Raw genomic sequence first — 25,749 nt, 5'->3', positions numbered from 1 at the left:
GCTTTTATTTAATTTTTAGTTCTGAACCGTTTCGGTCAGCCCGTCGGCCAGCACCACTATTTTATTCCGCAGAACCTCCATAACACCGCCGGTAATATGTGTACTTTGCGTTCCCTGCTTGTTCTTGTAGACGAGTTTCCCCGCGGTAAGGGTACTTACCATTGGAGCGTGATCGTTCATTACCTGAAAGGATCCATCCGTTCCAGGGAAAGTGACTACCGAAACCTCTCCTTCAAATACTTTCGCGCTGGGGGTAACTATTTCAAGATACATAGTGATTCAGACAATTAATCTCAACTTATTTTTTCGCTGCGGCAACCATCTTTTCGCCTTTTGCAATCGCGTCTTCTATTGTTCCAACCAGGTTAAAAGACATTTCAGGCAAATGATCCAGCTCACCATCCATGATCATGTTAAATCCTTTGATGGTTTCCTTGATATCCACGAGTGTTCCGGGGATTCCTGTAAACTGCTCTGCCACATGGAAAGGCTGTGAAAGGAATCGCTGTACACGACGTGCACGGTGAACAACCATTTTATCTTCTTCAGAAAGTTCATCCATACCAAGAATGGCAATGATATCCTGAAGCTCTTTGTAACGCTGAAGAATTTCCTTTACGCGCTGAGCACAGTTATAGTGTTCATCACCAAGAATTTCAGCGCTCAGAATTCGCGAAGTTGAATCCAGGGGATCCACCGCCGGGTAAATTCCAAGTTCAGAAATTTTACGTGAAAGTACCGTTGTTGCATCAAGGTGGGCGAATGTTGTAGCAGGTGCCGGGTCTGTAAGGTCATCCGCAGGTACATACACCGCCTGTACCGAAGTAATGGAACCATTTTTTGTTGAGGTAATGCGTTCCTGCATGGCACCCATTTCTGTCGCCAGTGTGGGCTGGTAACCTACCGCTGAGGGCATACGTCCAAGAAGTGCGGATACTTCAGATCCTGCCTGTGTGAATCGGAAAATGTTATCAATAAAGAAAAGAATATCACGTCCCTGACCTTCGCCATCTCCGTCGCGGAAATATTCAGCAATGGTAAGACCTGAAAGTGCTACCCTTGCACGTGCTCCCGGAGGTTCGTTCATCTGACCAAAAACAAATGTGGCTTTGGATTCCTTCAGTGCGTCAAAATCAACCTGAGAAAGATCCCAGCCTCCTTCTTCCATGGAGTGCTTGAATGCGTCACCATAATTTACAATTCCTGACTCAAGCATTTCGCGCAGAAGGTCATTTCCTTCACGAGTACGTTCCCCAACTCCGGCGAATACTGAAAGACCAGAATATGCCTTGGCAATGTTATTGATAAGTTCCTGTATAAGTACGGTTTTGCCTACACCGGCACCACCGAACAAACCAATTTTACCACCTTTTGAATAAGGCTCAATCAGGTCGATAACTTTGATTCCAGTATATAATACTTCCTGAGAAGTCGATAGATCTTCGAATCTTGGCGCATGGCGGTGAATAGGTAATCCGCGCTCACAATCTGGCTGCTTGATACCGTCGATAGCTTCACCAACCACGTTAAAGAGACGTCCTTTAATATTATCACCGACAGGCATCTCAATCGGGTTACCGGTATCGATCACGTCCATACCGCGTACAAGTCCTTCAGTGCTTTCCATGGAGATTGTACGAACCCTGTCTTCACCGAGGTGTTGCTGACATTCCAGTACAACCTTCTGGCCATTTTCTTTTGTTACTACCAGTGAGTCAAGTATGTTCGGAAGTTTGGAGTTCTCTCCTTCAAAACTAACATCCACTACCGGTCCGATAACCTGGGTAATTTTACCAATATTCGCCATTATAATCTGTTTATGATACGTGTAATGATTCGCTCAGAATTTCAGAGTGCAAAAGTACGCCGAATAATATATAAACCAAACTTAGGGGGTGGATTTTTAAGCCCAAATGGAGATGCGAAAAGTGGTTCCCTGGTTCTCTTCAGAACTTTTAACAAAAATTTTACCCTGATGATAGTTTTCAATAATCCGTTTAGCCAGTGTGAGGCCCAGGCCCCACCCTCTTTTCTTTGTAGTAAATCCTGGATTAAAGACCTGCTTAATCTTTGACTTCGGGATTCCCTTGCCTGTATCGCTCAGGTCGATGAAAACGCGCCCTTCGCTGCCTTTAAGGACGTCAATACGAATTTCTCCGTTACCGCCCATTGCGTCTACAGCATTTTTGCACAGGTTCTCGATTACCCATTCAAAAAGGGGCGGATTTAGTTGCGCTGTGATACCCGGGGTAAGGGCATGTATGGAGATATTAACTTTAGGTGAAATTCGCGGTCTCAGATAATCAATTACAGATTGAACCAGTTCCTCAACATCCACTTCTTTAAGTACGGGTGTCGAACCAATATTTGAAAATCGCTCTGTGATCACCTGTAATTTCTGAATATCCTTATCCAGCTCGGAAATCAGGGATTTATCCTTTATGGATGCTTCTTCCTTGAAGTACTCAACCCATGCCATCAGAGAAGAAATAGGTGTTCCCAGCTGATGGGCGGTTTCTTTCGCCAGACCCACCCATACCCTGTTTTGCTCGGCTGCTTTGGAATAATTAAAGGCCATGTAGGAGATAAATCCGAAAATGGCAATTACAGATAACTGCACATAGGGATAATAGGAGAGTTGGGTGAGCAGGAAGGAGTTTTTGTAATAAACATAGTTAATGGTTACGATCTCATTGGTTTCGCTGTCCCGGTCTACCACTTCGATGGGATCGTAATCATCTCTCATTTCTTCCAATTCTTCATAAATTAATTTTTTCTGGTCGGCAGGGCTCAGGCTCGAATCCACGTCAATATTCCTGTAACTGATTATTTCCCCATTTTCTGATATCAGGATTCTGGGGATGGAATTATTCTGAATCAGAATCTCATCAGTCACAAAGTAGATATCCTGGTCCATCGTTTCATTAATTGTATATTCCAGTGCTTTAGCATACAATTTAATTTGCTGGGTTTCGCGCTCTTTGAGTTGGTCGATGAGCACATTTGTGTAGAAAATTGAACCGAAGCTGATGAGTACACTAAAAATGAGCACAATCCACTTCAGATTGGAGCGGTCCTGAGAAAAATCAAATCCAGTAGTAAGCGGTGATTGGGCCATGCAGAACGTAGAATTCAAACAAATTAAACGAAAAAAGCCGGATCAGCAATATTAGCTGATCCGGCTTTATCGATGTTATTCCATAGCTATTTCATGGTAAGCCATTTTGCCAGCACTTTGTAATTGACTTTAGTGCCATGCATAAGAATGCCAATTCTGTATATTCTTCCAGCCAGCCAGGTTGTCCCTATGAATCCTGCGATGAGCAGGGCCATCGACAGCAGAAGCTGCCAAAGGGGCACGTCATAACCGATGCGTCCCATCATGGCGATGGGCGAGGTAAAGGGTATCATGGAAAGCCAAAAGCCCAGGCTGCTGTCGGGATTGTCCAGAATCGTACTCATCCCCACAAAACCAACGATCAATGGCAGCATAATGGGCAGCATAAATTGCTGGGCCTCCGAAGGTGAATCCACTGCTGAGCCGACTGCGGCAAAGAGTGCACCGTACAGCAGGTATCCTCCAAGAAAATAAAAGATGAAAAGCAGAATGATTTTCACGAACGGAATGGATTCAATCACCTGCAGTATTTCATTGCTCTGACTACTGGCTGCCTCTGCTATCTGAGCGCTGTTCATTCCACCTGCATCAGGCATTGAATCTGGTCCGAGGAAGAACATAACGCCTGTCCAAACCGCCCACATGAGGACAATCCAGATCGTCACCTGTGTGAGTCCGACAAGTGCGATACCCAGGATTTTACCCAGCATAAGCTGGAACGGGCGAACGGTTGAAATAATGATCTCAACGATTTTATTTGATTTTTCTTCAATCACGCCCTGCATTACCTGACCGCCGTAGGCGAACATGAACATATAAATCAGAAAACCGGTAAGATATCCAATGGCAATGTTGATTTTCGCATTGGAGCGGGTACCCTCTCCTTCGCTGATATTCAATGGAGAGAGTGAAACGTTTACATTCAGCTTTTTCAAGGTCGCCTCATCGATCTGGTAATTGGCAAGCCGCTGGTTTTTTACCATTGATTCAAGCCGGTTTTCCACAGCCGATACCACCGGATCCTTAGCCGACGATTGGGTGAAAAACTCAAAACCATCCGGGCTTTCGAAATCATATTCAGGGATGTAGAGTAAGGCGTATGCATCAGACTCCAGAAAGGCTGTACGTGCAGATTCCAGTGTTCCCTCGATCTCTACATATTTGGTAACACCCTCTTCGTTATTGAAATTGAAGTTTCCTGATTCATCCAGTACATATATAGTTTCTGCTGCAGCTTTGTCGCGTTCATTCTGACTGAAATAAACGATCAGGCCAATGATACTGGGAAACAGAATAGGGACCAGAAGGGTTGTCAGCAGGAAGGATTTCTTCTTTACCCGGCTGCTGAATTCGCGTTGTATGATGAGGAATATCTTATTCATGAGATTCGCCGTTTACAGATGAAATGAATATATCGTTGATGCTGGGTATCTTTTCTGTGAACCCATGAACTTCTGTCTCGTTGATCAGGTATCGAAGTAATTCATTCGGACTGCTCGTGCCAGGAATCCTGAGGGTAGTCCGTCGCAATCCGTTTTCTGCAGGTTCGGTCGACAGGATGTCAAACAATGTTCCACTTGCAGAAAGTTCTGAAGAATGCTCTACGATATAGGTATTGGATCGGTATTGGTTTTTAATTTCTGCCTTAGAGCCCTCCATGATCTTTTTCGATCTATTTATAAGTGCGATATGATCGCAGAGCTGTTCAACAGACTCCATGCGGTGTGTTGAGAAAATGATCGTACTTCCTTCATCTCTCAGTTGCAGGATTTCGTCCTTGATTAGATTAGCATTTACCGGGTCGAATCCTGAAAAGGGCTCATCAAGAATTATCAGCCGGGGTCTGTTTAATACCGTAGCGATAAACTGTATTTTCTGCGCCATTCCTTTCGATAAGTCTTCGACTTTTTTGCCCCACCAGTCGTCTATGCTCAGTTTTTTTGTCCATGCCTTGCTCTGGGCAATGGCATCCCTGCGGGTCATATTGCGCAGTTGTCCAAGGTAAACAAGTTGTTCACCAACGGTCATTTTCTTGTAAAGCCCACGTTCTTCCGGGAGATAACCGATGATGGCGATGTGATCCGGATTTAATGGTGTTCCTTCAATGTTAATGGTACCTTCATCGGCTTCAATGATCTGATTGATAATCCGGATAAACGTCGTTTTGCCCGCGCCATTAGGGCCGAGTAGCCCGTAAATACTGTTCACGGGAATGTTAAGAGTGACATCACTAAGTGCTACGTGTTGTGAATAGCGCTTTGTAATGCCCTCTGCCTGAAGCATATATTCCATTGTTTAGGTTGTTTGTTCTGTTAGTGTTAGAACCAACCCTGAAATTACAATGAATAGCAAGAAAATTTAAAGAACTGCGCTCAGCGGTTTATTTCTTGGCTGAACGTTTCAGAAATCAATTGAAAATCAGATGCTTGGTTATCGTTCTTTGAAAATGATATTGCCCATACTTACGTCCAAAAAGAAGGAGATCAGATTTTCTGCGTCTTCGCTGAAGGCTTCATTTACAAATGTGTTTTTACCATACGGTTTGAAACTTTTGCTAAGTTTTACCTGGCAAAGCCATGAATCGTGAACGCGTACGATCATGGGAGTCTGCTCGTTGGGTAGTAAGATATAAAGATTCCCTGCACCCACACTGCCATGAACCGAACTGGATGTAGAATTCTTTCCGGTCATATCAAGCAACAAATCTCCGAATCCAACATCAGCCTTGACGAACTTACTGTTGGCGTGATTGAGTTGTTTCACTGCAATGGTGCCCATATCAACCTTCACATAGAAGGTGTCCATCTGAACTGAATTTTCGAGTTCTGAAAAATAACCCACATTGATATCGGCGCTTCCGGTATGAACTTTGAGATTTCTTACCGCTACCCCTGAAAGGTCAATATCCGCCTGACCCAATCCATACACGAGGTCCAGGGTATAGATTTTATTGCGGTTCAGGTAAACGCGCCAAAGATTAGATTCGATATCCTTTTTTGATCCGAAAACACTCCGGCTTATAGACTGACTGATACCCGGATTAACTTTATCTTCCAGGGAAAGATCTATAGTAGCTACTTTACCACTGATAGATTTATTGAAAGAGTGGTTATAATTATCGTAATCCTGATTACTGTAAACTGTTACCGACTCATCGCCGTCACCAGCTTTGATGGAACATATCCCACTATTGACGGCAAATTTCAAATTGATTTGCTCTACATTAGCATCCCCCTCTACGGAAAACTGCTTCTTCACCTGGGCATGTGCCGACGAGACACCAAGAAGCAGACCGATTACCAAAAACGAAATAACGTTACGCTGCATGTTGGTTAAATACGGAAGTTATGCACGTGGGGTTTCACAATGTGTAAAAAAAACACACAGCGATATTCGGGTCAAAAGAAATCTGCTCTTAATTAAAAGAATTCGCGCATTTTCTCAAAGAATCCTTTTTCATTTCGCCCCGGTTTTGGTTCGAAGTTAGGAGAATTACGAAGTTTTTCGAGTGCGGTTTTTTCATCCGCGGTCAGATGTTTGGGAGTCCAGACATTCACATGGATTAATTCGTCACCCTTTCCATATCCGTTGAGATCTTCGATGCCCTTGCCGCGAAGGCGAAGAATTTTTCCACTTTGTGTTCCTGCATCGATCTTTATCCGGACCTTGCCGCTGATCGTGGGTACTTCGACGGATGTACCCAATGCAGCATCGATAAAGCTGATATACAAATCAAACACCACATTATTTCCTTCACGTTTCAGCGGGCCTGTATGCTGTTCTTCCACCAGAATCAGCAGATCACCGGCAGGGCCACCACCGGGAGCTTCATTTCCTTTACCGGACATGGAAAGCTGCATACCGTCGCTTACTCCGGCAGGTATTTTTATTGAGATAACTTCTTCCTTGGGAACCAGTCCGGAGCTGTCTACTCCGGGAGGACGGTGATCGATAAGTTGACCACTGCCATTACAGGTAGGGCATGTACTGGTCGAAACCATCTGACCCAGCATCGTATTCACGGCCTTTCTCACCTGGCCACTACCCTGGCAGGTTGTACAGGTTTTAAAGGTAACACCGTCGGCCTTTACCATACGATTTACCTTAATTTTCTTTTCTACACCGTGGGCAATTTCTTCCAGGTTTAGCTTCAGCTTGATGCGAAGATTAGAGCCTTTGCGTTGTCTGCGGCGTGATCCTCCGCCTCCAAAAAAGCTGTCAAACGGACTTCCACCACCGAAAATATCACCAAACTGGGAGAAAATATCCTCCATGTTCATTCCGCCGCCGCCGAAACCGCCACCATTCATGCCGGCATGACCGAACCTGTCGTAGCGTTCACGTTTTTCCGGGTTGCTCAGTACCTCGTAAGCTTCTGCCGCTTCTTTGAACTTATCCTCAGCTTCCGGATTATCCGGATTCTTATCCGGGTGAAATTTAATTGCCACCTTACGATAGGCTTTTTTAATCTCTTCCGGGGTGGCTGATTTGTCAACCCCTAATATTTCGTAAAAGTCTCTTTTTGACATAATTTTTAACTTCCCGTGACAACTTTAGCGTACCGGATCACTTTTTCCTTGATCAGATAACCTTTTTCAATAACATCGACAATTTTACCCTTCAGTTTCGCTTCCGGCGCTGGTATCTGTGTAATGGCCTCATGAAAATCAGGGTCAAATGCATCACCAATTTGGGTGTTCATGTTCACCAGTCCTTTTTGTTCCAGTGTTTTGCGAAGTTTCTGGTGTATCAGGTCCATTCCCTCACGGATAGACTTCTCATCAGTCTCCTCGTTCGATAACTTCAGGGCACGTTCGAAATCATCCAGAACGGGGAGTAAAGCAGACATAAGACCTTCATTTGCAGTGTCAATCAGATCCAATTTTTCCCGGGCTGTCCGTCGACGGAAGTTTTCAAACTCTGAATACAGACGCAGGTATTTGTCCTTACTTTCAGAAAGTTCTGATTCAAGTTTATGAATCGTTTCATCGCCTGCCTCGTCTGAAATATCTTCACTCAACTCCTGATCCTGATCCATTTCATTTATATTTTCATCTGTCATATTTTCAATGTCGTTCATTGATTCTTTTGACAGGTTTTCCTTATTCTCCTTTTTCATTGCTAAAAATAGGTCTATATGATAGTCAGATTAATTTTACAATTATGTTGCCAAACAACTAATGCTGTCAATTTGACATTATTTGTCCTGAAGCATTTTCCAAAGTTCATCTTTGAGTTCGGTTAATCCGAACTGTGTAATCGATGAAATGAAGACTGAATTGATTTCTGAAGGTATCTCATTGCGCATCTCCTCCATCAATTCCTGGTCAAGTAAATCTGATTTTGAAATCGCAAGAAGTCTTTTCTTATCCAGCAACTCAGGGTTGTGCTTTTTCAGTTCGTTCAACAGGATGTCATACTCATTCCTTATACTGCTGGCATCGGATGGGATTAGGAACAGCAGGACAGAGTTTCTTTCAATGTGACGAAGAAAACGGGTTCCTAGTCCCTTGCCTTCGGCGGCTCCTTCAATAATGCCGGGTATATCGGCCATTACGAACGAGCGGTGGTCGCGATAAGCCACTACTCCGAGGTTTGGAGTGAGGGTTGTAAACGGATAATCAGCGATTTCAGGTTTTGCGGCAGAAAGTACTGACAGAAGTGTTGATTTTCCGGCATTCGGAAACCCAACAAGGCCGACATCGGCCAAAAGCTTCAGTTCCAGTATCATCCATACTTCCTGTCCTGCTTCGCCGGGTTGTGCATAACGGGGAGCCTGATTTGTGGCGGTTTTAAAATTATCATTCCCGAGGCCCCCTCGACCACCTTCGAGCAAAATACGCTCTTCCCCGTCTTCGGTGATTTCAAATAGCCGGTTTCCGCTTTCAGCTTCACGAGCAACAGTACCCAAGGGGACGTCCAGGACAATATCCTGACCATCAGCTCCGGTTCGTTTGCCCCCTTCCCCGGGGTTGCCGTTTCCGGCGATCACATGTTTCTGGTATTTGAGGTGTAACAAAGTCCATAGCTGTGAATTTCCCCGCAGGATGATATGCCCTCCGCGACCTCCGTTACCGCCGTCCGGACCTCCCTTAGGAACATGTTTCTCGCGCCTGAAATGCGCAGAACCCGGTCCGCCGGCGCCAGATCGGGCGCAGAATTTGATATAGTCTATGAAATTGGAGGACGCCAAGTCAGGAAAGGTTTTCGATCGTCTCTACAATGGAATTGAAGATCGAATCAATGCTGCCAACTCCGTTAACAGCATAAAACTTGTCCTGATTTCTGTAAAATTCTGAAACAGGCAATGTCTCCCTGAGATACACTTCTATTCGATTATTGATCTTTTCTTCGTTCTGGTCATCGGCACGGCCTGAAATTTTACCGCGGGCATGAAGGCGTTTTTTAAGTTCGTCATGGGGAACTTCCAGTGCGATCATGCCTGAGATATGCTCGCCATTTTTTTGAAGCAGATTGTCAAGGGCTTCCGCCTGATTGACTGTCCTGGGAAAACCATCGAAGATGATTCCGTTAACGACATCATCCTGTTTGATCCGATCTTCCACCATCCCAATAACTACTTCATCAGGAACGAGGTAGCCGTCATCCATAAATTTTTGTGCCAGCTTTCCGAGTTCGGTTCCTTCACTCAGGTGTTTTCTGAATAAATCGCCGGTCGAAATATGTGTAAGGTTGAATTTTTCGATCAGTCTTTCACTTTGAGTGCCTTTTCCCGCCCCCGGAGGGCCAAATAGTACAATATTTAACATGCTTATTCTTTTACGCAATGGAGCTCATTTCAGAGCATAAATATGTTTAAGGTTTCTTCCCAGTCCGTCGTAGTCAAGACCATAGCCAACAACGAACCTGTTTTCAATATCAAATCCCACGTAATCTACAGGCAGCTTAGTGTGGATTTCTTTATTCTTTCTGAGCAAGGTTACAATGCTTACCGACCTGGCTCCCAGTGTCTGTAATTCATCAGTAACTTTTTTTGCGGTTTGTCCGCTGTCAATAATATCCTCAACGATTACCACATCCTGCTGAAAAATATTTTCATTCAGGCCGATCAGTTGCTTAATGTTTCCGGTGCTTTCCATCGCGTCGTAGGATGACACTTTGATGAATGAAATGCGGACTTTAGATTTCACCTCCTTCATCAGGTCTCCGGCGAACATGAATGCTCCGTTCAATACTACAATAAATAAAGGATTGCGCTCTTTATAATCCTTGTTGATCTTTCTTGCGAGGCGCCGGATGCTCTGGCCGATCTGCTCATTATCAATCAGTTTTACAAATTTTTTATCTTTTATGATCATTCCGGTCAGACAAAGCCACTTACAAGGACACAAATATAGAAATTATCTTCGATGTCTTGGTTAAAGATGTTTCATCAGATACTTATACATGTCAATCATGGAATCGATATCAGCGCGATGGACTTTTTCATCAGGGGAATGAACATTTTGTTCTGCCGCCCCGATAAAACACCAGTCGATTGCATAAGGCGATTGCTGCAGTTCACGACCATCCGACGATCCGGCGCCTTCCACTTCCAGTTGATGGGGTAAACCTGAGCCAACAGCTGCACTGAGAATCTTTTGCAGGTAGGTTTTACGCGGAATATTTCTGTCACGTAGAGAAATCACAACTCCTTTGCCGGGAACAACCCCGTCAGTAATCCAGGTTATATCAGAAATCAAGGCCTGTCGAACATTATATTTTTCAACCATGATTTTAGCTAGAAAAGGGACAGATCCTCCTCCGTGTTCTTCGTAGGTACTGAAAATGATCAGGCCATCTTCCAGGGTTTCGGCAAGTTTAAGAGCATTGTAGACACCGAGGCGGTTATCCAGATAGCAGCTCGTAATATAATCTTTAGTTACCCTGAAATTGCACTTATAGACAAGTGAGGTTCCTGTTTCAATTGCCCTGGGGAAATCATAAAAAAGATGTCCTTCAGGAGTGGTGCGCAGGCAACATTCTACTGGTCCGAGAGGATCTTCTCCTACAAGTAAGTGGGGTCCATCGGTATCAGGTCCGCCGATAGCTACAAGCTGATCATGATAACGAACGGTAAAACCAATGCTGTCCATGTGTGCAAAAACGGCCGTTCGCGGTGACCCGAAACGCAGCATTATACAATCATGCAGATCTTCGCCCTCAATGATTTCCGGCCTGGTTTTCCAGCGGTGCTGATTTTCAGAAATGTATGCCAGCAGAAAATCCTTCATTGCTGATTCCTCCCCGGAAGGAGCATGAATTGAGCACAACTTCCTGAGTAAACCGGTGTCTTTATACTTATATATGGTCATCCCTGTTTTATCAAATACTAATTTTTATATCTTTACCACCGTAATTTTACATTTCAACGGGAAACGGCATTTTTTTTCATGCTTACAATTTTAACTGAAACCAGTTCTGCAGCCAACCAATTTCTCTTTGAAATGCGTCACAAAGATATTCAAAAGCACAGAGGGCGTTTCAGAAATAATATGAAAAGGTTGGGTATGGCCATGGCATTGAAGATGTCAGAAAAAATGTCATACCGAAGTGTGGAGGTGGAGACCCCACTTGGAAGTAAATTGATGAAGGTTCTTTCTGAGGACCTCGTTCTAATCACTATATTGCGCGCTGGAAGTGCTTTTCTTGAAGGTTTTCAGGAGATTTTTGATGACGCCACCATCGGGTTTATCGGTGCGTATCGAATGGAATCGGGCGATTCAGCACCGGCCATTGAGATGAATTACAAAGCGCTGCCGGAGACAGCTGGTAAGACTGTCATACTTGTTGATCCTATGTTGGCTACTGGCCATTCAATGATCGATGCTGCACAGCTGATCAGCGAAAGCGGGAAGCCTGCCAGGATATACTATGTATCAGCAGTTGCGGCGCCGGAAGGTGTAAATTATATTCGCGAAAAAAATAAATTACCGTATGAGATTTGGACAGGATCTCTCGATGAGAAACTCAATGCTTCGGCATACATTGTGCCGGGATTGGGAGATGCCGGTGACCTTTCGTACGGGGCCAAGATATAGAGTATGTTTTCACAAGTAGCCATATTGATCGCAGGTTTGATAATCCTTATTTTAGGAGGTGAATTACTCGTGCGCGGATCATCCAGCATTGCGTTGAAAGCAAAGATTTCCCCGCTTGTAGTGGGATTGACCATTGTCGCGTTTGGTACCTCGGCACCGGAATTACTGATCAGTGTAAAAGCAGCCCTGGCAGGTAGTCCTGATATGACCATGGGTAATGTAGTTGGTTCCAATATCTGTAACCTGGCACTTGTGCTGGGTCTTACTGCCCTGATAGGGCCGATCAATGTAAATGCGAATAGTATTAAAATTGACTGGCCTGTAGCTATCGGGAGCAGCCTGTTACTGTATTTTATTCTGAAATGGAATCCTCTTCTGAATGTTTGGACCGGGATTTTATTCCTGACCATACTGATCAGCTACACACTGTTTATCATTATGAAATCGCGTCGGGAAACGAAGGCCCAGATTCTGGAGGATGCGAACTTCGATATTCCCAAAGGTTCCGGAAATGTATTTCGCGATGTGAGCTTTATACTCATTGGGTGCGTGGGACTTTATTACGGCTCAGACTGGTTTGTGGGCGGTGCAAGGGATCTGGCCATGCTGCTGGGGGTTAGTGAACGCGTGATCGGAATTACAGTCCTCGCACTGGGTACCAGTCTTCCGGAATTAGTAACGGCCATTGTGGCGGCGGTTAAGGGAGAAACGGATCTGGCTGTTGGAAACCTGATGGGGTCGAACATTTTTAACATTCTGTCTATCCTGGGTATTACAAGCATCATTACACCAATTGCGGTTGGCGCTGAAATCATTCGTTATGATTTGATGGCAATGATTCTTGTCACGATTATCATTTTGCCCATGATGCTGTATAAAAGGGTCATTGGCCGAATTTCCGGAGGAATTTTGTTGTTACTCTACGTATACTATACTTATAGCGTAATAACTTAATTGATCTGTGACCTGGAAAATAATTTCCATATACCTGCTTACAATGCTGAAATTTATCGCTGGCCCGCTTGGGGGGTATGCGGCTGGATTTCATTTCCTGGTAACAATTGCCATCACGGTTACCGGGATGATGAGTAGTGTCTTTCTTTTTACCTACCTGGGAACTACACTTAAGAAACATGTACTCGACAGGTTGTTTACACGGCGGAAAAAGTTCACAAAGCGTAATCGCCGTTTTGTAATGGTCTGGAATAAATATGGTTTAAGGGGCGTTGCCTTTTTAACACCGCTTATATTTACTCCCATAGGTGGAACATTGTTGATGGCAAGTATGGGAGCACCCCGAGGAAAGGTTTTTTTCTCGATGTTTATCAGCGCCGTGTTTTGGTCGCTCTTTTTCACCACACTTATCTATACTTTCGGTCAGGAAATCATTCCGGAATTTATTCGTCCGGCTGATCTTCGTCCGGCAGTATCTCTATCTGCTGAATAAGAACTTTTTTGGAAATAGCCTGGCCTGTAGGTGTTGCCGCCAGTCCGCCCAAAGCTGTCTCCTTGTAACGGTCCTCCATGCTTTGTCCCACTTCTCCCATTGCATCGACACATTCATCAACGGGAATTACGCTGTCTACATCGGCAAGTGCTATTTGCGCCGAGCTATTAGCGATAGCCGCCGCGCTTGCGTTTCTTACCACACAGGGAACCTCTACGAGACCGGCAACCGGATCGCAAATTAATCCGAGGGTACATTGAATGGTGATGGCCACAGCATTGAATACCTGGTCTATAGATCCTCCAAGGCAATAGACGACCGCGCCGGAGGCCATTGCGGCTGCGCTTCCTGTTTCGGCCTGGCATCCGCCTACTGCACCTGCCAGTGATGCTCTTTGTTCAATGATGAGAGCGATACCTGCACCGATGAGGAGGCCTTCCAGTATCTTTCGTTCTTCCAGATCATGAATTTCCTGGAGGGTATACAGGACTCCGGGCAATATCCCTGAAGCGCCGGCTGTTGGTGCAGCCACTACTCTTCCCATGCAGGAATTTACTTCTTTTGCTGCGAGTGCACGTGAAACGAGTCTTTGAAATTCAGGGGAAAGAACAGTGATTTCACACCCATATACTTTTCTTGCTCCGCTTTTGATCATGCCAGAGCGGGATTCCATCTCCTTACTCAGTCCTGTTTCAACGGCTTCTTTCATTACATTGAATGCATAGGAAAGCCGTTCCCACACCACTTCCTCCGTATTGCCTTTTTGCTCCAGCTCATATTCCAGTATCGGGCGATACAGTGGCAGGTCGTTCTCCAGGCAATAAGCCTTCCAGCCGGCAAAATCTGTGAGTTTGAATCCCATAATGCAATCGTTTGTTTTGGCAAAGATAGGGACATTATAAAACAAAAAAGCCATCTGTTTTTGGCAGATGGCTTTTTTTAATTTATGTCAGGAATTTATCCGTTCATGGAAATCAGAAACTCCTCATTGTTTCGGGTTCCCTTCATTTTTGAAAGAAGGAATTCCATGGCCTCTATAGAATTCATGTCAGACATGAATTTTCTTAATATCCATACGCGCTGAAGTTCCTCATCTGAAAGCAGCAGATCTTCACGTCTGGTACCTGAAGCAGGCACATCAATCGCAGGGTAAATTCGCTTGTTGGATAATTTTCTGTCGAGTTGTAATTCCATATTACCCGTACCTTTAAATTCTTCGAAAATCACTTCGTCCATCTTGGATCCGGTTTCAATCAGCGCGGTAGCGATAATGGTAAGAGAGCCACCGTTTTCAACATTCCGGGCGGCACCAAAGAAACGCTTGGGCTTGTGTAGTGCATTGGCATCCACACCACCGGAAAGAATTTTTCCTGATGAAGGTACCACCATGTTATATGCTCTTGCCAGTCGTGTGATTGAATCCAGCAGAATGACTACATCATGTCCGCATTCTACCATTCGTTTGGCTTTTTCCAGCACCATGCTTGATACTTTCACGTGACGCTCGGCCTGCTCATCAAATGTAGACGAGATCACTTCAGCCTTTACACTGCGTGCCATATCGGTAACTTCCTCCGGACGTTCATCGATCAACAGAATGATCAGGTAACACTCGGGGTGATTTTCGGCGATCGCATTCGCGACGTTTTTAAGCAGTACAGTTTTACCAGTTTTTGGCTGTGCCACGATCATTCCGCGCTGGCCCTTACCAATAGGTGAGAACAGGTCCAGAATTCTTGTAGAGTAATTATCCGGTTTTCCACTGAGTCTGATTTTCTCCTCAGGGAACAACGGTGTGAGGTATTCGAAAGAAACCCGGTCACGAACTTCGTCGGTGGTCTTGCCATTCACGGTTTCAACCCGTAATAGCGCAAAATATTTTTCTCCTTCCTTGGGCGGACGAATCTGGCCGCGAACCGTATCCCCGGTCTTCAGTCCGAATAATTTGATCTGCGACGGAGAAACATATATATCATCCGGGCTGGCGAGGTAATTATAATCTGAAGAACGCAGGAAACCATATCCGTCCTGCATCATTTCAAGAACCCCTTCGTTTACGATTACCCCATCGAAATCCTTGATGGAGGCGTCTTTCTTTTTCTGATCAGAATCGTGTTCCTTCTTCTCTTTGGGATGCGAGGGAGCATTATCCGGTTTGCGAGGGCTATGTTTTTGCTGAGGCTTTTCTTCCCTGGGCTTTTCAGCCGGCTGTGATTTGGGGCCGTCAACCTTGAGGTTGAATGATTCCAGCACATCCTGTTCAGAATTGCCCGAAGAAGGTTTTTCTGAATTTTCAGCCTGCGGCTTTACATTTTCCCTTTTTCTGGGACCCTTAGATTTATGATCTGATTTTTTCTGCGGCTCTGATGACCGGCTTTTATCACCCTTATTTTCTTTCTCAGCTTGTGGTTGCTGTTCAGATGATGATTTTTTCTTGGGAAGCTTATCTTCCGGGAGGACGGCTTGCTGATCAAGGATTTGGTAGATCAGGTCTTTTTTGGAGAGTTTCTTAAAGTTTTTTAATCCGAGCTCCTCTGCGATCTCTTTCAATTCAGAAAGAAGACGCACGTTCAATTCTTCAATTGTGTACATTTAATGTAATCTTGGTAAGCGAATTTTAGATTTTCAAAAGTTATATGATAATGTGCGGATATCACGGGATGTGATTTGGTCCTCACGGACACTTTTCTTGTTGAATGTTAAAATGATTATTTGACTTGGAACCTGTATCGGAGATGATCACGGTTACCCTGAAAAATCCCATTAGGATATGCAATAATAGACCAACGACCCTCAATAGTCAAATATTTACCAATAAATAATCATCTAAGCCCCAAAAGGAGTCCTATTTAGATCGGAATTGCCTTATTTTGCGGTGTAAACAAGAAATCAATGTTACAGCTCTCATTTATCAGCAATAATAAGGAAACCGTAGTGAAGGGCCTTGAAAAGCGCCATTTTGAAAAAGCCCGCAATACCATTGAATTGATTCTCGATCTGGACCAGGAGAGGAAGGCGAACCAGGCAAGGCTGGATGAGGTCCTGCATGACCTGAATTCAATATCCAGGCAGATCGGATTGCTGATGAAAGAAGGTAAAAAGGATGAAGCCGAAAACGTTAAGCAGGAAACTACACGACTGAAAGAAGTAAGCCGCCGCTTAAAGGAGCAGCAGGAAGTCACGAACCAAAAGCTAGAAACCCTTCTTTACCAGGTTCCGAATATTCCGTATTCCGAAGTTCCGGAAGGAAGGAGTGCAGAGAACAATGAAGTGGTTATACAAAAAGGGGAATTTCCCCAACTGCCGGAAAATGCCAAGCCGCATTGGGAACTGATCAAGGATTATGATATCATTGATTTTGACCTGGGGATTAAAATAACCGGTGCCGGCTTTCCTGTTTATAAAGGCCAGGGAGCCCGTCTGCAGCGGGCGCTGATCAATTTTTTCCTCGATGAAGCTCAGGCAGCGGGTTACATTGAAGTGCAACCGCCCATCGTAATAAATGAGGCCAGTGGATACGGAACCGGCCAGTTGCCCGACAAGGACGGGCAGATGTATCACATCCCGGAGGAGAACTTTTACCTAATCCCTACAGCTGAAGTACCGATCACCAATTTATACAGGGATGTAATCCTTGAAGAAAAGGATTTACCGGTGCGTCATGTGGGTTACACACCGTGTTTCAGGCGTGAAGCTGGTTCATGGGGATCGCATGTACGCGGCTTAAACCGATTACATCAGTTCGACAAGGTTGAAATCGTTCGTATCGAACATCCCGATAATTCTTACAAGGTGTTAAAGGAGATGTGTGCCTATGTTGAAGGACTACTTGAAAAACTCGAACTTCCCTACAGAAAATTAAACCTGTGTGCCGGAGACCTTGGGTTTACTTCTGCTCAAACATTTGATATGGAAGTATATTCTGCTGCCCAGGAAAAGTGGCTGGAAGTGAGCTCTGTGAGTAATTTCGAAACATTCCAGGCAAACCGGCTTAAGTTGCGATTCAGGCCCGGTCAGGATGAAAAACCCCAGTTGCTTCATACCCTCAACGGATCTGCGCTTGCTCTTCCGAGAATCATGGCGGCCCTCATTGAAAATAATCAGACACCTGAGGGTATCCGTATTCCAAAGGCCCTCAGAATCTACACAGGCTTCGACCTGATCAGGCAATAGATGCAGATTGTGCCCTGACTGTTAGCACAGAGACTAAAATCATGGCTGCGGCTGCTGTTGTGATGATCAGCGCGTTGGGTTCCGGATCGTTGTTCCGGGCGAGTATGATGCCTCCAAGTGCCCATAATACGGTCAGGCTGTAGGCCCAGTTTCGCTCTACCTGCTGAATCATAAAGACAACGACCAGAAGAATGCCAATCATGACAGAGGTGATGTAAGGTGCATAGCTGGGATTGAATCCAAGATCAATCAGATATGCACTTATATTCGCTACAGTAGCAATACATATCCATCCAAGGTAAACGCTGAAGGGTACAACTACAAGCCAAAATTCAGATGACGACCTGTTGGGACGCGGCAATTTCCTGAAAATGGCAATCAAACAAATCAGGAATACAATCATTATAAGAACTGATAATCCGGTCTGCAAATAGTGCCAGGCAAAAATCCATGAAATGTTACAAACACAGGTGAGAAGGAAAAGCGGGTTTATCGTGGTTTCATTCTGATAATGCCTCACCAACGAATAAATTGCAAAACTCAGCAGTAAGAGATATATAAGGCCCCATATCGAAAATGTTATGCCGGCAGGTGTGAAAAGACTGGGATACAAATTTGAAATTTCACCCGTGGTTAAGCCGTTGATGGGTTGTGCATTGGCCAGGTAGTTAATATACAGAACTCCTCCCAGCCCGATGATATTCAGGTATTTCATAATCAAAATCTGTTCATGGATTTATGATGCCTTTCGTCATTTACTATTCGTCTTCCTAACAATCAATCTTTATCTTAAGTTAAATTTTAAAACTTATGAATAAACATATCATCTTATTTATAATTTCCTGCGGAGTACTTTTTTCATGTGCGCAGGAGAGCAACTCTGAGGAGGAAATGACCTTTGACTATCCTGCATCAAAAAAGGTGGATACAGTAGATACCTATTTCGGAACCGAAGTCCCTGATCCATACCGCTGGCTGGAAGATGACCGTTCTGATGAGACAGCGGGCTGGGTGGATGCACAGAACAAGGTGACATTCTCCTACCTGGAATCAATACCGTTCCGCGACAAGGTTCGCGATCGTCTGGAACAATTATTTAATTACGAGCGTGTCTACGAGCCGTTTCAGCGTGGAGATTATTTCTATTTCTATAAAAATGACGGACTTCAGAACCAAAACGTTCTGTTTCGTAAAAAAACTCTGGACGGCACCCCGGAGATATTTATTGATCCCAATAAATTCAGTGAAGACGGAACCATTTCCCTGGCAGGATCGAGTTTCTCGAAAGACGGGTCGCTTTTCGGATACCTGATATCGGAGGGCGGATCTGATTGGAGAAAGGGGATTATCATCAATACATCGAACCGCGAAATGGTTGGAGATACCCTTTATGACATAAAATTCAGCGGAATATCCTGGAAGGGCAATGAGGGTTTTTACTATAGCAGTTATGATAAACCGAAAGATGGTTCGGTACTTTCAGGGAAGACACAAATCCATAAGCTGTATTTCCATAAACTGGGAACTCCTCAGTCGGAGGACGAGCTCATTTTTGGCGGAGAGGCATTCCCGCGTCGCTATGTAGGTGCCTATCTCACAGAAGATGAACGGTTCCTGATCATCTCTGCAGCGAACAGCACATCCGGTAATGAATTATACCTGAAAGATCTTTCCGTTCCGGGAAGTAAAATAATTCCGATAAGCTCGAATTTTGACAGCGAATTGGGTGTATTGGCCAATGAAGGTGACCGATTGTTAATTTTCACCAACATGAATGCCCCTAATAACCGTATCGTTGAAGTGAATGCAGCAGCGCCCGGTCCTGAAAACTGGAAAGATGTGATTCCTGAAACAGAGCACGTTATGACGGCCAGCACAGCGGGCGGTAATATCTTCGCAACTTACCTTGTGGATGCAAAATCTGAGGTTTCCCAGTTTGACATGAATGGCAATCTGATCAGAAAAGTTGAATTGCCCGACATTGGAACAGCAGGAGGATTCGGAGGAAGGGAGGAGGATAAAATCCTTTACTTCACTTTTACCTCTTTCACGTATCCCAGCTCAATTTACTCCTATGATATTGCCACCGGGGAATCCAGCTTGTATGAGCAGCCTCAAATTGATTTTCAGCCGTCAGATTATGAAACCAAACAGGTTTTCTACACGAGCAAGGATGGAACACGGGTTCCCATGTTCATAGTCCATAAGAAAGGGCTGGAACTTGATGGTAAAAACCCTACATACCTCTATGCGTACGGAGGGTTTAACGTAAGCCTGAGACCATCTTTCAGTACCTCAAGGATCGTTTGGCTTGAGAATGGCGGGATTTATGCTCAGCCAAATCTTCGTGGTGGAGGAGAATATGGTGAGGAGTGGCATATTGCCGGTACCAAGATGCAAAAACAGAACGTCTTTGATGATTTCATCGCAGCGGGTGAATATTTGATTGAGAATAAGTATACAGACCCTGAGCATCTTGCCATTGCCGGAGGTTCAAATGGAGGTCTTCTGGTGGGCGCTACGATGACTCAGCGTCCTGATCTTGCGCGGGTTGCATTTCCTGCTGTAGGTGTTATGGATATGCTTCGTTACCATAAATTCACAGCAGGAGCAGGTTGGGCATATGATTACGGAACCTCAGAGGATTCCCCCGAGATGTTCCAGTACCTTCTTGGCTATTCACCTGTTCATAACATAAAAGAAGGAGTGGACTATCCGGCTACACTGGTTACTACCGCAGATCATGATGATAGGGTTGTTCCCGCCCACAGTTTCAAGTTTGCGGCAAATCTTCAGGAGAAACATGGCGGACAAACGCCGGTACTGATTCGCATTGAAACGGATGCAGGTCATGGCGCAGGGACACCAATTTCCAAAACAATCGAGCAGGAGGCAGATAAGTATTCCTTTGCCTGGTATAATATGGGAATTGTGCCTGAGAAGCTGAAAGAAGATATGTAATGAAGATTCGCGAAGGAATTAAATCTGATCTTCCCAGAGCTCTCGAACTAATACAGGAACTTGCAGATTTTGAACGTGCCCCGGATGAGGTAACCAACACAGTTGAGGCAATGGAACAGGATGGTTTCGGTCCGGAACCGTTGTTTGGGTTTTACGTGGCAGAGGATGTACAGGATGGTATTGTGGGGCTGGCATTATATTACTATCGGTATTCAACCTGGAAGGGCAAGCGAATGTATCTTGAGGATATCATCGTCACCGAAAGTCACCGGGGAAAAGGAATTGGAAAGGCGCTCTTTGATCAGGTGATTCGCCAGGGAATAGCAACACAATGTTCGGGAATGGTCTGGCAGGTTCTTGATTGGAATGAGCCGGCCATTCAATTTTACCGTGAGGTGTATGGTGCCTCGCTTGACGGTGAATGGATCAACTGTTCCATCAGCCGTGAACAAATGATCAAAAAAATCAATGGCTGATCTTAATCGACCTGTTCCAGCAAAGTTCTAAATGCTACATGGCGGTTATTAAACTTTATCCTGTGTTCCTCCGACAGTCTCGGGGCGTGTTCATTGAGGTAGGCAACTACCTTGTGAATCGAATCTGAAAAATATTGTACTGAGTAGGAAACAGTTTCTTCCTGATCCTGGTTTAATACCTTAAATATGCGGAATTCGTTAAAAAATCCGGTATTCATTACATCGGGAATATGCTTTTCTTTCATCCACTTAAGCCATTCATTCTCGATATCCTGATCTACCCCTATGGTTACATTATATAGAATCATGGGATAAATTTAGACATACTCGCCGGGAATCGCATCATTTTTGTTTTTACGGAAACAAAAAATAATGTAAATTCCTCAGACTGAATAACTATGACGACACAAAAGAAAGTCAGATTACTTACATACGCCTTCATCCTGATCATGCTGTTCGGAGCATGCCGGAGATCGGGCAGCGAAAGCACGGAAAACCGGATGGATACCAACGGTCCGGTTACGTTAGCAAGGGTTGATCTGGATCTTGATGCCATAAAAGAAAGGGGTACGCTTCGCGCAATTGTTGAAAACAGCTCCACAGGATTCTTCATTTATAAGGGTCGCCCCATGGGGTTTGAGCATGATTTGCTGGATCTCTTCGCTAAGTCAATAGGCGTAGAGTTGGAGATTGTAGTCACAAAGAGTATTGATGAAGCATTTAATCTGCTGGATAGTGGTAAGGGGGATATCCTTGCGTATGCCCTTACCATCACCAAAGAAAGAAAAAAACGTGCAGCCTTTACCCACAGCTATTATTCCACACGCCAGGTGCTTGTACAACGTATGCCGGATAACTGGCGGAGTATGAAACGCGATGATATAGATAAAGGACTGATTCGGGAAGTCGTTGATTTGGCCGGCAAGGAGGTATTCGTGCGGAAAAGCTCAAGTTATTCAAGGCGGCTCGAAAACCTGTCAGACGAGATCGGCTCTGATATTCTTGTAATTGACGTTGATAGTGCTGAAACGGAACAATTGATTCATATGGTTTCTGAGGGGGAGATACCGATGACAGTAGCCGATGAAACCGTTGCGCTGGTAAATGCCTCCTATTATCCGAACATTGATGTAAAAACGCCCATCAGTTTTCCTCAGAATATTGCCTGGGCGGTACGGCCCAATTCAACAGAGTTGCTTTCAACCCTGAATAACTGGATCGACTCGGTAAAGAAGGAGCCGACAGCTAATGTGATTTATAACCGGTATTTTAAGTACAGGCGAAAGGCCAACATGCTGGCACGGAGTGATTATTCCTCGATGGGCGGTGAAAAAATTTCGCCATTCGATGATCTCATTCGCGAAGCCGCTGATACCCTGCGTTGGGATTGGCTTTTGCTGGCTTCGCAGATTTATCAGGAGTCGAAATTCGATACAGACATTGTTTCATGGGCCGGAGCTGTAGGTTTAATGCAGGTTGTGCCTGAAACGGGATCCCGATTTGGAGCAACTGATTTAACAGATCCAAAACAGAATATACGTGCAGGCATGGGTTATTTGCTTCACCTCGATGAACTATGGTCGAAGACCATTACCGATCCGGAAGAGCGGATAAAATTTGTACTTGCTTCATACAATGTCGGTTTGGGCCATGTGGTGGATGCGCGCGATCTCGCACAGAAATACGGCAGGGATCCATTGAAATGGGAAGGCAATGTGGAATATTTCCTAGAGCGCAAGTCAGACCCCGAAATTTACCAGGATGAAGTAGTCAAATCGGGATACTGCCGCGGGGATGAGCCTGTAAACTACGTGCGTGAAATATTAAACCGTTACGAGCAGTATAAGCAATTTATTGCGGTTTGAGTTGATCCACAATCGCCTTCAGATCAAGTTTTTCCCAATCTTCATGAATGTTCGGGTTTGCCATAACCTTGTCCATAATCCGGGCCTGGTGATGGCCTCTTTCAAGCGCTTCTGAATAGCGAATATCCTCTCGGAATGTAACCATGGTATAGAGGGGAACCCATTCATCCGGGAAAGCATCGTGTAACCGGGCTTCTATCTTCTTGCGCAGCAGGAAATCATCATCGGCCACAAGATCCCGCATTTCCACAAAATTTCTAAGGGCCAGGTCAGCGATGGCATCGGCATCGGGTTTGCGAAGATCCTGAAAGATCTCCATCACTTCATCCCAGTTGTCATCATGCTCATCTAAAAGTTTATTGAGTACACGGCAATCTTCAAAGCCGCTATTCATGCCCTGGCCATAAAAAGGAACGATTCCATGTGAGGCATCGCCAATGATCAGGACGTTCCCATTCCTCCAGGGGAAGCATCGGATCGTTACAAGTGAGGATGTCGGATTGTCATGAAAATCCTCAAGGATTTCAGGTATCAAAGGGATCACATCCGGAAATGTGGTGGCAAAGAATTCTTTAATTTTCTCATCAGTATCAAGGTTTTCAAATGAATTCTTCCCTTCGAAAGGCAGAAAAAGTGTACAGGTATAACTACCATCCAGATTGGGCAGAGCAATCAGCATAAAGTTGCCTCTTGGCCATATGTGAAGGGCATTCTTTTCCATCAGATGATCACCTGTAATGCTGGCCGGCATGGTCATTTCCTTATATCCGTAGTCGATAAAATATTGTGAATAATTAAATCGATCCGTTCGCTGCATTTGAGACCTAATGGCTGAAAACGCTCCATCGGCGCCGATGATAATGTCCGCAGAAAAGGTTCTGCCATTCCTGAATTTCAGCTCCGCTGTCTCAAAATTCACGTGTTCCACCTGGCAATTAAAATGTGTTGAGCACCCCGCTTTTTCGGCTGCATTGAGCAGAAGCATATTGAGCCCGCCCCGTGAAATTGAATTTATCGCCTGTCCTTCTTTGCCGTAGGGTTGAAAGGTCAGCTCACCGGAAGTGTCATGCATCATACGCCCGTTCATTGGTATAATGAGCTTCTTCACTTCAGATTCCAGTCCGATTTCTTTTAGCGGCAGCCACCCCCGGTTACTGAGTGCAAGGTTGATGGATCTTCCGTGTTCACTACCCACAAGTCTTGGATCCGCGCGGCGTTCGAAAATATCAACCTGGTAGCCCCGCTGTGCAAGGTAGCACGCAACTACAGAGCCTACCAATCCGGCACCGGCAATCGCAATAGATTTATTCCGTGATTCTTTCATGTTCTTTTTCCAGTGCCAGTTTTAAAAGTCTTGAAAATTGGAATACATCCTGGTATGTATTATACAAGGGTACCGGTGCTATTCGGATTACGCCTGCACGTTCGGATGTTTCATTAAGCGGATGTTCTCTCCAATCTGCAACAACGCCGTTTTCGGTTAGGAAATCAAATACCTCGCGGCCATTCCGATAAAAGAACAATGACAGCTGGCAGCCCCTTTCATCCGGCTTTTCCGGGGTGATTACCTTGAAATCATTAAAAGTTTTTCCCAGGTCAGCAAGAAGGTATTGCAGGTATGCCGTTAAATTTCTGCTTTTGTCAAGCAACTTTTGCCATCCGGCGTCAAGGACGATGTTCAATGCTGCCAGATGTGCTGCTGTACCAAGAATGTTTACATTACTTAACTGCCACCCATCAGCGCCGGGCATCGGCTTAAATCCTTTTTGCATTAGAAACCGGCTATCCTGATCATGACCCCACCAGCCAGCAAATCTCGGCAGGCCGGGATTATCACCGTGTCTCTCATGAACAAATACTCCGCTGACGCCACCCGGGCCTGAGTTCAGATATTTATAGCTGCACCAAACAGCAAAATCTACCTGGTCATCGTGCAGGTTCATTTTAATGTTGCCAATGGCGTGCGCCAGATCAAATCCGGCAACTGCCCCTTTTTGATGGGCCATTTCTGTAATTGCCTTTATATTGAATTTCTGACCTGTATAATACTGGATGCCGCTCATAAGGACCAGTGCAGTCTCATTTCCATGCTCTTCTATTACCTGCAGGATATCTTTATTTCGGAGTGTAAATTCTCCTTCACGGGGCGAAATTTCGATCAGTGCCTGTTCCGGATCGAGTCCATGGAATTTCAACTGGCTTTCTACGGCATATTGATCTGACGGAAAAGCTCCGGCTTCCATGATAATTTTGAACCTGCTCTTCGTTGGTCTGAAAAATGAAACCATCATCAAGTGAAGATTTGAGGTAAGATTATTCATGGCAACCACCTCCGATTCCCGCGCTCCCACAAGGACCGAAAGACCCTTTTTTGCGTGTTCGTGATAGGTAAACCATGGACGGCCGCCTTCAAAATGGCCATCAACACCGTACTGAGCCCATTTAGCCAGCTCTTCTTCGACTAATTTTCTCGCCCTCACAGGTTGTAATCCAAGTGAATTACCCGTGAAGTAAAGCACAGACTTACCATTTTTCTGGGGAATGCTGAACTCCCGCCGAAAGGATTGTAATTCATCCTTACTATCAAGATCAGAAGCAAAGGATGCCGAATTTTCAAAAACTTCAGTCATGATAAAAGCTTTGGGCGGGGGATAAAAGTAAAAGGCTC

25 protein-coding genes are annotated in these 25,749 nt (G+C 44.9%); 7 read left to right on the top strand and 18 right to left on the bottom strand.

The window, feature by feature from the left end; translation table 11 throughout:
• Nucleotides 1–15: 15 nt before the first annotated feature.
• From atpC to LDX50_RS25030, 12 genes are all read right to left on the bottom strand, one after another.
• Nucleotides 16–273 carry an ATP synthase F1 subunit epsilon gene (atpC, locus tag LDX50_RS25085; protein ID WP_225699024.1) on the bottom strand — a complete coding sequence of 86 codons (258 nt, stop codon included), beginning with the start codon at nucleotides 271–273 and terminating at the stop codon, nucleotides 16–18.
• A gap of 25 nt (nucleotides 274–298) precedes the next feature.
• Complete coding sequence (atpD, locus tag LDX50_RS25080; RefSeq protein ID WP_225699023.1) at nucleotides 299–1,807, bottom strand: F0F1 ATP synthase subunit beta; 1,509 nt, start codon at nucleotides 1,805–1,807, stop codon at nucleotides 299–301.
• Nucleotides 1,808–1,903: 96 nt separating this feature from the next.
• Nucleotides 1,904–3,118: a sensor histidine kinase gene (locus tag LDX50_RS25075; protein WP_225699022.1), complete on the bottom strand. Its 1,215-nt coding sequence runs from the start codon at nucleotides 3,116–3,118 to the stop codon at nucleotides 1,904–1,906.
• Nucleotides 3,119–3,204: 86 nt separating this feature from the next.
• A complete protein-coding gene (locus tag LDX50_RS25070; protein WP_225699021.1) occupies nucleotides 3,205–4,500 on the bottom strand; it encodes an ABC transporter permease in 1,296 nt (431 codons plus the stop codon).
• Nucleotides 4,493–5,410, bottom strand: coding sequence for an ABC transporter ATP-binding protein (locus LDX50_RS25065; protein ID WP_225699020.1), 918 nt, complete (start codon nucleotides 5,408–5,410; stop codon nucleotides 4,493–4,495). Before LDX50_RS25065 ends, LDX50_RS25070 begins: the two co-directional genes overlap by 8 nt.
• Nucleotides 5,411–5,548: 138 nt before the next feature.
• The gene (locus LDX50_RS25060) at nucleotides 5,549–6,445 is read right to left on the bottom strand and encodes a hypothetical protein (RefSeq protein ID WP_225699019.1); all 897 of its coding nucleotides are present in this window, start codon (nucleotides 6,443–6,445) and stop codon (nucleotides 5,549–5,551) included.
• A gap of 92 nt (nucleotides 6,446–6,537) precedes the next feature.
• Nucleotides 6,538–7,647 carry a molecular chaperone DnaJ gene (gene dnaJ, locus LDX50_RS25055; RefSeq protein WP_225699018.1) on the bottom strand — a complete coding sequence of 370 codons (1,110 nt, stop codon included), beginning with the start codon at nucleotides 7,645–7,647 and terminating at the stop codon, nucleotides 6,538–6,540.
• A gap of 5 nt (nucleotides 7,648–7,652) precedes the next feature.
• The gene (locus LDX50_RS25050; RefSeq protein WP_225699017.1) at nucleotides 7,653–8,237 is read right to left on the bottom strand and encodes a nucleotide exchange factor GrpE; all 585 of its coding nucleotides are present in this window, start codon (nucleotides 8,235–8,237) and stop codon (nucleotides 7,653–7,655) included.
• Between the two features lie 78 nt (nucleotides 8,238–8,315).
• On the bottom strand, nucleotides 8,316–9,311 hold the full coding sequence (obgE, locus tag LDX50_RS25045; protein ID WP_225699016.1) for a GTPase ObgE: 996 nt from the start codon (nucleotides 9,309–9,311) through the stop codon (nucleotides 8,316–8,318).
• A 1-nt stretch (nucleotide 9,312) separates the two neighbouring features.
• The gene (locus LDX50_RS25040) at nucleotides 9,313–9,888 is read right to left on the bottom strand and encodes an adenylate kinase (RefSeq protein ID WP_225699015.1); all 576 of its coding nucleotides are present in this window, start codon (nucleotides 9,886–9,888) and stop codon (nucleotides 9,313–9,315) included.
• Between the two features lie 24 nt (nucleotides 9,889–9,912).
• Complete coding sequence (gene hpt / locus LDX50_RS25035) at nucleotides 9,913–10,437, bottom strand: hypoxanthine phosphoribosyltransferase (RefSeq protein ID WP_225699014.1); 525 nt, start codon at nucleotides 10,435–10,437, stop codon at nucleotides 9,913–9,915.
• 60 nt (nucleotides 10,438–10,497) lie between these two features.
• Nucleotides 10,498–11,433: a M20/M25/M40 family metallo-hydrolase gene (locus LDX50_RS25030; RefSeq protein ID WP_225699013.1), complete on the bottom strand. Its 936-nt coding sequence runs from the start codon at nucleotides 11,431–11,433 to the stop codon at nucleotides 10,498–10,500.
• 78 nt (nucleotides 11,434–11,511) lie between these two features.
• Here LDX50_RS25030 and upp point away from each other — a divergent pair, with 78 nt between their 5' ends.
• The 3 genes from upp to LDX50_RS25015 are packed head-to-tail and all read left to right on the top strand — an operon-like array spanning nucleotide 11,512 to nucleotide 13,606.
• Complete coding sequence (gene upp, locus LDX50_RS25025; protein WP_225699012.1) at nucleotides 11,512–12,159, top strand: uracil phosphoribosyltransferase; 648 nt, start codon at nucleotides 11,512–11,514, stop codon at nucleotides 12,157–12,159.
• Between the two features lie 3 nt (nucleotides 12,160–12,162).
• The gene (locus tag LDX50_RS25020; protein WP_225699011.1) at nucleotides 12,163–13,113 is read left to right on the top strand and encodes a calcium/sodium antiporter; all 951 of its coding nucleotides are present in this window, start codon (nucleotides 12,163–12,165) and stop codon (nucleotides 13,111–13,113) included.
• 7 nt (nucleotides 13,114–13,120) lie between these two features.
• Nucleotides 13,121–13,606 (top strand): hypothetical protein, encoded by a 486-nt coding sequence (locus LDX50_RS25015; RefSeq protein WP_225699010.1) that lies wholly within the window; start codon nucleotides 13,121–13,123, stop codon nucleotides 13,604–13,606.
• Here LDX50_RS25015 and sdaAA read toward each other — a convergent pair.
• Complete coding sequence (sdaAA, locus tag LDX50_RS25010) at nucleotides 13,557–14,468, bottom strand: L-serine ammonia-lyase, iron-sulfur-dependent, subunit alpha (RefSeq protein ID WP_225699009.1); 912 nt, start codon at nucleotides 14,466–14,468, stop codon at nucleotides 13,557–13,559. The two genes, LDX50_RS25015 and sdaAA, sit on opposite strands and share 50 nt — an antisense overlap.
• A gap of 95 nt (nucleotides 14,469–14,563) precedes the next feature.
• The gene (gene rho, locus LDX50_RS25005) at nucleotides 14,564–16,198 is read right to left on the bottom strand and encodes a transcription termination factor Rho (RefSeq protein WP_225699008.1); all 1,635 of its coding nucleotides are present in this window, start codon (nucleotides 16,196–16,198) and stop codon (nucleotides 14,564–14,566) included.
• A 300-nt stretch (nucleotides 16,199–16,498) separates the two neighbouring features.
• Here rho and serS point away from each other — a divergent pair, with 300 nt between their 5' ends.
• Nucleotides 16,499–17,779 carry a serine--tRNA ligase gene (gene serS / locus LDX50_RS25000; RefSeq protein WP_225699007.1) on the top strand — a complete coding sequence of 427 codons (1,281 nt, stop codon included), beginning with the start codon at nucleotides 16,499–16,501 and terminating at the stop codon, nucleotides 17,777–17,779.
• Here serS and LDX50_RS24995 read toward each other — a convergent pair.
• A complete protein-coding gene (locus LDX50_RS24995; protein WP_225699006.1) occupies nucleotides 17,769–18,494 on the bottom strand; it encodes a TspO/MBR family protein in 726 nt (241 codons plus the stop codon). The genes serS and LDX50_RS24995 overlap by 11 nt on opposite strands.
• A 95-nt stretch (nucleotides 18,495–18,589) precedes the next feature.
• Here LDX50_RS24995 and LDX50_RS24990 point away from each other — a divergent pair, with 95 nt between their 5' ends.
• The gene (locus LDX50_RS24990; RefSeq protein WP_225699005.1) at nucleotides 18,590–20,740 is read left to right on the top strand and encodes a prolyl oligopeptidase family serine peptidase; all 2,151 of its coding nucleotides are present in this window, start codon (nucleotides 18,590–18,592) and stop codon (nucleotides 20,738–20,740) included.
• Nucleotides 20,740–21,216, top strand: a complete 477-nt coding sequence (locus tag LDX50_RS24985; protein WP_225699004.1) for a GNAT family N-acetyltransferase — start codon at nucleotides 20,740–20,742, stop codon at nucleotides 21,214–21,216. Before LDX50_RS24990 ends, LDX50_RS24985 begins: the two co-directional genes overlap by 1 nt.
• Before the next feature lie 2 nt (nucleotides 21,217–21,218).
• Here LDX50_RS24985 and LDX50_RS24980 read toward each other — a convergent pair whose 3' ends face one another.
• On the bottom strand, nucleotides 21,219–21,524 hold the full coding sequence (locus LDX50_RS24980; protein ID WP_225699003.1) for a DUF4286 family protein: 306 nt from the start codon (nucleotides 21,522–21,524) through the stop codon (nucleotides 21,219–21,221).
• A 90-nt stretch (nucleotides 21,525–21,614) separates the two neighbouring features.
• Here LDX50_RS24980 and LDX50_RS24975 point away from each other — a divergent pair, with 90 nt between their 5' ends.
• Complete coding sequence (locus tag LDX50_RS24975; protein WP_225699002.1) at nucleotides 21,615–23,081, top strand: MltF family protein; 1,467 nt, start codon at nucleotides 21,615–21,617, stop codon at nucleotides 23,079–23,081.
• Here the strand turns inward: LDX50_RS24975 and LDX50_RS24970 are convergent.
• Both LDX50_RS24970 and kynU read right to left on the bottom strand, forming a co-directional pair.
• Nucleotides 23,068–24,405, bottom strand: a complete 1,338-nt coding sequence (locus LDX50_RS24970; RefSeq protein ID WP_225699001.1) for an FAD-dependent oxidoreductase — start codon at nucleotides 24,403–24,405, stop codon at nucleotides 23,068–23,070. The genes LDX50_RS24975 and LDX50_RS24970 overlap by 14 nt on opposite strands.
• A complete protein-coding gene (kynU, locus tag LDX50_RS24965) occupies nucleotides 24,386–25,711 on the bottom strand; it encodes a kynureninase (protein ID WP_225699000.1) in 1,326 nt (441 codons plus the stop codon). Before kynU ends, LDX50_RS24970 begins: the two co-directional genes overlap by 20 nt.
• Between the last annotated feature and the right edge of the window lie 38 nt (nucleotides 25,712–25,749).

Source organism: Fulvivirga sedimenti (assembly GCF_020328055.1).
This window is presented reverse-complemented; position numbering and strand designations above follow the sequence as displayed.